We start from the raw sequence: 5799 nt of genomic DNA, 5'->3' as shown, positions 1-5799 counted from the left end.
GATTAGCCGCAGGAGTATCGCAAATTCCCTTACAATCAACAACATTACATGACAGAGACTATAGAAAAAATATGTTATCGTTTACAACCGATAATTAAGGACGCAGCTAACACCATTTATTAGTGAATTAATATAGAAATATTGTCAATCACGTTTCCGAATAAAGTTTTACACGATTCACGTTTGAAGTAAGTGGGCGTAACGAATATGATAGAGAGAGAAGTTTTTGCAGGAGAGGAAATTATGAAATGAAAATCAGCGATTTTTCGATAAAACGTCCCGTTTTTACAACAGTCATTATGTTTTTGGTTATTATCTTAGGTTTAGTATCGTACTTCAAAATACCAGTTACGTTAATTCCTGAATTGAACCCTCCTATTGGTGTGGTAGTTACAAGTTATCCAGGGGCGAGCCCGACAGAAGTCAGTGAAAAAGTGACAAAGCCACTTGAATCAAGTTTGTCAACTTTACCGGGGATAAAAACATTGCAATCTACTTCGCAAGAAGGCGTCAATATTATTGTATTGCAATTTGATTGGTCAACCAATATTGATGATATACAAAACGATATCATGCAGCGTATCGATCAAACTCCAGTACCTGACGATTCTCAAAAACCTCGCTTTTTGAAATTTGACCCAGCACAGTTTCCTATCATTCAGTTATCACTTCGTGCTCCTGAAAATGAGGGAGACGTCCGAATCATCGCAGAACAACTGGAAAAAGAACTGCGACGTACAGACGGCGTAGCGAGTGTCAATGTTTCAGGGGCGTTAGTTGAAGAAGTACAAATTTTATTGGATCAACAAAAGCTTGAAGCTAAAGGACTAGCGCAATCTGACATCGTGCAGTTGATTCAAGCAAATAATGTTTCGTTTCCTGGTGATCCAATCGAAACACAAGATGGAAAGCAACTGACTACACGTATTGTCAGTACACTGACAAATGTCGAAGATATAAAGAATTTAGTGGTGACTGTCAATCCTATGGACGGTAAGAACATAACCGTTGCAGACGTAGCAACGGTTGAGTTGGCAGAACAAGAAACCTCAACTGAAACTCGTGCGAATGATGAACCCGCGGTTTTGATGTCAGTACTGCAAGAATCTGGAGCCAATACAGCAGATGTTTCAACCTCGTTAAAAGAATCTTTAGATGAACTTTTAAAGAAGGATGAGTATAAAGGGGTAGAAGCGGATATTTTGTTTGACCAAGGTGATTATGTGAAGTTAGCCATCGGAAACATTGGTTCTTCGCTCATATTTGGTGGACTCTTCGCCATGCTTGTACTTTTTGTTTTTTTACGCGGAATAAAGAGTCCAATTATCATTGGAATTGCTATTCCGTATTCAGTCATCGTAACGTTCGTGCTAATGTATTTTGCTGATTTTGCTCTAAATATCATGACGTTGGGTGCACTTGCACTTGGTATTGGGATGTTGGTAGATAATGCAATAGTGGTCATCGAAAACATCGAACGTCATCTCGGTATGGGGAAAGACTCTAAAACTGCTGCTTCTGAGGGAACAAAGGAAGTGGCAGGGGCAATTATAGCATCAACTTTAACAACTGTTGCTGTGTTCGTTCCTGTTATCTTTATCACAGGTTTAATTGGCCAAATTTTCACTGAGTTTGCCTTAACCATTTCCTTTAGTTTAATTGCTTCTTTGGTAGTGGCACTTACCGTCATTCCGATGCTTGCAAGTAGAATGATGAAAAAACCTAGAGGCGACTTCGAAGCAAAACGTCGACGTTCAAAATCATATAATAATTTTGAACGCTCGGTTAAATGGGCTCTAGGACATCGATTAATGGTATTGATTATCACTTCAATCATGCTAATAATTGCAACTTATGGGATGTTCCAAGTGGGAACCGAGTTTTTACCGGCTACTGATGAAGGATTCGTTAGTGTCAATGTCGAGTTAGATAATGGATCTTCTGTAAAAGCAACAAAAGCAGTAGTGAAAAAAATAGAAAATCAATTAAACAAAGAAAAAGATGTGGAGGTATATGTGAGTCTCGTTGGCGGAACACAACAAGGCCAATCTCGAGGAACTTCAGAATCGAATAGAGCGGAAGTATATATCAAGCTCATTCCTTTAGATAAACGTGAGCGTTCTGTATTTGAATTTGTGGATGAAGTACAACCAAAAGTATTGAAAGACGTAGGGGATGAGGCAGAAGTAAGTTTTAATTTACAAACTGCTGCTGGCTCCACACCAAATTCATTATCATTTTCCGTAACAGATACGGATGACAAACGTTTAGAAAAAGCCGTTTCTGATATTCAAGGCACTTTAAGTGAATTTGATTCAATTACAGAAATCACGAATGATTTAGATGAGAAAATAGATGAAGTGCAAGTGTCCTTGAATAAAGATGCAGCAACCGAATATGGACTGGCACCTGCACAAATTGCCCAAACGGTGAACAGTGTGACGCGAGGCGATTTTGCTACACAAATTATTTCAGAAAATGAAGATGTTTATGGTGTATATGTAAAATATGATGAAAAATACCGTAGCAGCATTCAGCAATTGAAGAAACTGAAATTGCGAACACCTTCAGGTCAATTTATTGAATTGCAGGAAGTGGCAGAAATAGAAATTGCCGAAGGTCCTGTTTCCATTCGTCGAATTGACCAAGCAGCTTCGGTCAGCTTTAAGCTAAAATATGAATCGTCTTATACTTTAGGTGAAATGTCCGATCAAGTTGACGAGGCAATTGAAAAATTAAACTTGCCAGAAGAGGTTGATATTAAGTTCGGTGGTGACCGTGAATTATTCGAGAATGCCATTAATGATATGTTGTTGGCAGTCATTCTTGCAATTGTACTTGTCTATATTGTTATGGCTGCACAGTTTGAATCGTTCAAATATCCATTTGTCATCATGTTCTCAGTCCCACTGATGATTATCGGAGTAGCACTGGGGTTGTTTATCACTCAGACTCCAGTCAGTATTACAGCAGTAATTGGCTTATTAGTGCTTGTAGGTATTGTAGTTAATAACGGGATTATGCTGGTCGATTTTATCAATCAACGCAAAAAAGAAGGATATAATTCTTATGATTCAATTGTTTCCTCAGCACGTGATCGAGTGAGACCGATATTAATGACCGCGCTAACCACGATTCTTGGTTTGTTGCCACTAGCGATTGGGATAGGTGAAGGAACTGAGATTAATCAACCTATGGGTATTGTCGTAATCGGTGGTCTGATCAGTTCGACATTGCTGACGCTGTATGTCATTCCAGTAATTTATAGTTTATTTGATCGTGAAACACGTCGAAGTGCAAAAGAACCGATATCTTGAACAGACAACGTCTATTAATAAATAGACGTTGTTTTTTGTTGTTAATTTTCGTACTATTCAATTATTAAGAGTTTCGGAGGAGAATATATGCAAATTCCATTAATTACTGGATTTCCTGGATTCATTGCACGGCAGATTATACAAGAGTTGATATCCCAAAACAAAGTAGAGACGATATACACATTGGTCTTATCTACTCAAATGAAACTCGCTAAAGAAATTTCCCAGGAAATTATGAAAGATTCTCCTAATGTAATGATTAAATTAGTAGAAGGGGATATCACATATCCAGGTTTGGATATTGCTACCGAGGAACTTGAAACACTTTGTAGAGAAGTAAACACGGTGTGGCATTTAGCTGCAATCTATGACTTGGCTGTTGCTAGAGATACCGCGTGGAAAGTAAATGTCCACGGTACGTATCACGTAAATGATTTTGTAAAAACGTTACCGAACTTAACGAGGTATATATATTTCAGTACGGCATATGTAGCAGGGAGCAGAGAAGGTCTACTACGTGAAGATGAATTGATTCGTCCTAAGGCGTTTAAAAATTATTATGAAGAAACGAAATTTGAAGCGGAAGTTCTGGTTGAAAAAATGAAGTCTTTAGTCCCGACAACGATTATCCGTCCAGGCATCGTACGGGGACATTCCATTTCAGGGGAAACAATAAAATTCGACGGTCCCTATTTCTTCATCAATATGATTGATAACCTAAGGAAGCTTCCAGTGATCCCTTACATCGGCAAGTCTCAATCATTGATAAATGTTGTACCAATCGATTTTGTTATTAAAGCAGTGGTATATTGCAGTGAGGATGTAGGTGCTATAGGTAAGACCATTCATTTAACGGATCCAAAACCTCACCCAGTGGAAGAAGTATACCGACAGATGGTTTGGCATGTAACCGGAAAATGGCCAAAAGGACGAATACCTCTGGCGCTTGCAAAAATGGGTATGCAATTGAAAGTACTGAGAAAAAGCTTGGGTGTTGAAAAAGAAACATTGGACTATTTGACATGGAACGCTCAGTTCGATACGACAGTTGCGAAAGGTATCTTGAAGGACAGTGGAATTCGATGTGCGGATTTTATCGAATCCCTGCCAAGTATGATTGCTTTTTATCAGCTTCATAAAAAAGAACAGTCTTATCATATTCAGATAAAGTAGTGTTAGTTTACAACTCCGTTCAATATGTTATAATTATTGTACATGAAAACTTAATATACTTTTGACTGTTGTCAAAGGGGAGTAGCTATAGGGAAACCTATTTCATAGTCGTCATTACATGGTATACACCATCGGTTATGATAGCCATTTACATAATGTGCTTAGCAAGACCTTTGCCTTTTTATAAGGCAGGGGTCTTTTTGTTTTCAAAAATATTTATTAAAGGAGATCGTTATGGATATTTTTACAGTTGAATTTTTAGTAGCTCTACTATCAATCATTATGATTGACTTAGTTTTAGCAGGAGACAATGCCATCGTTATTGGGATGTCTGCGAAAAACTTGCCCATTCATCACCGAAGAAAAGCCATCATGTGGGGAACAGCTGGAGCTGTAGTGATTCGAGTTCTTGCGACACTTGCCATTGTATGGATTTTGAAAATTCCTGGCTTGCAACTTGTGGGGGGGCTTATTTTAATCTGGATAGCTTATAAATTGTTAGTTGAAGATGGGGATGCTGGTGATCATAAAGCATCTAAGACCTTAATGTCAGCTATCGGTACAATAATCGTTGCAGATACAATTATGGGGTTAGACAATGTATTAGCAGTTGCTGGTGCAGCAAATGCTTCAAACCATAGCTTTTTATTAGTTGTAATTGGTTTGATTATCAGTATTCCAATTATGGTCTGGGGAAGTACGCTCTTCGTGAAACTGATAGATAAATACCCAATTATCATTTATATCGGATCTGCTGTTTTGGCATTCACGGCAGCAAGAATGATTACACATGAACCGTTCTTACACGATTTCTTTGATGCTAACCCGTACGTAGGCTGGATTATGATTGCATTGGTGACGGTTGGAGTAGTAATGGCCGGACGATACAAAAATCGTAAGCAATAATTTCAGAATTTAACAGTAAGCTGCGTAAAATCGAAAAGATTTTACGCAGCTTTTTTTGTACCCCCTAAAAAATTAGATATGGCATCGAATAGTTTGATGACGTGAAAGCGTACGCATTTTACAAGGGGTGGCACACATTGAAAAAATTCCAAAAAATCAGTGCAGCATTGCTAGCAACAGGATTAGTAGCTTCAACTTCTTTTCCGGCCTTTGCCAATGACACCGAAAAAGTAGATTCATCCAATTTTGAAACAGTAAATTTACAAGAGGCATTGAACAATTTGAAAGAACAAACGACTTCAGTTGAAGATTTGCAAACGATTTCCTCAAATATTCCTTTGGGTTACCTTGCAAATAATATTTTTGCACTTTCCCTGAACATTGAAAAAATAAATAACCCAAC

At 38.0% G+C, this 5799-nt stretch carries 4 protein-coding genes; all 4 read left to right on the top strand.

Going from position 1 to position 5799, the window contains the following annotated elements:
- Nucleotides 1-248: 248 nt before the first annotated feature.
- Nucleotides 249-3317: an efflux RND transporter permease subunit gene (locus AC1DSL_RS15265; protein WP_477532830.1), complete on the top strand. Its 3069-nt coding sequence runs from the start codon at nucleotides 249-251 to the stop codon at nucleotides 3315-3317.
- Nucleotides 3318-3404: 87 nt separating this feature from the next.
- Nucleotides 3405-4490: an SDR family oxidoreductase gene (locus tag AC1DSL_RS15260; protein ID WP_477532829.1), complete on the top strand. Its 1086-nt coding sequence runs from the start codon at nucleotides 3405-3407 to the stop codon at nucleotides 4488-4490.
- Nucleotides 4491-4724: 234 nt separating this feature from the next.
- Nucleotides 4725-5396 carry a TerC family protein gene (locus tag AC1DSL_RS15255; protein ID WP_016427886.1) on the top strand — a complete coding sequence of 224 codons (672 nt, stop codon included), beginning with the start codon at nucleotides 4725-4727 and terminating at the stop codon, nucleotides 5394-5396.
- A gap of 137 nt (nucleotides 5397-5533) precedes the next feature.
- Nucleotides 5534-5799 (top strand): hypothetical protein (locus AC1DSL_RS15250; RefSeq protein ID WP_477532828.1); only part of this gene is annotated, 266 nt, incomplete at its 3' end.

The organism is Paenisporosarcina sp. P4_D4 (assembly GCF_056401835.1).
The sequence above is the reverse complement of the archived record's forward strand: the minus strand, read 5'-3'. Positions and strand labels throughout refer to the sequence as shown.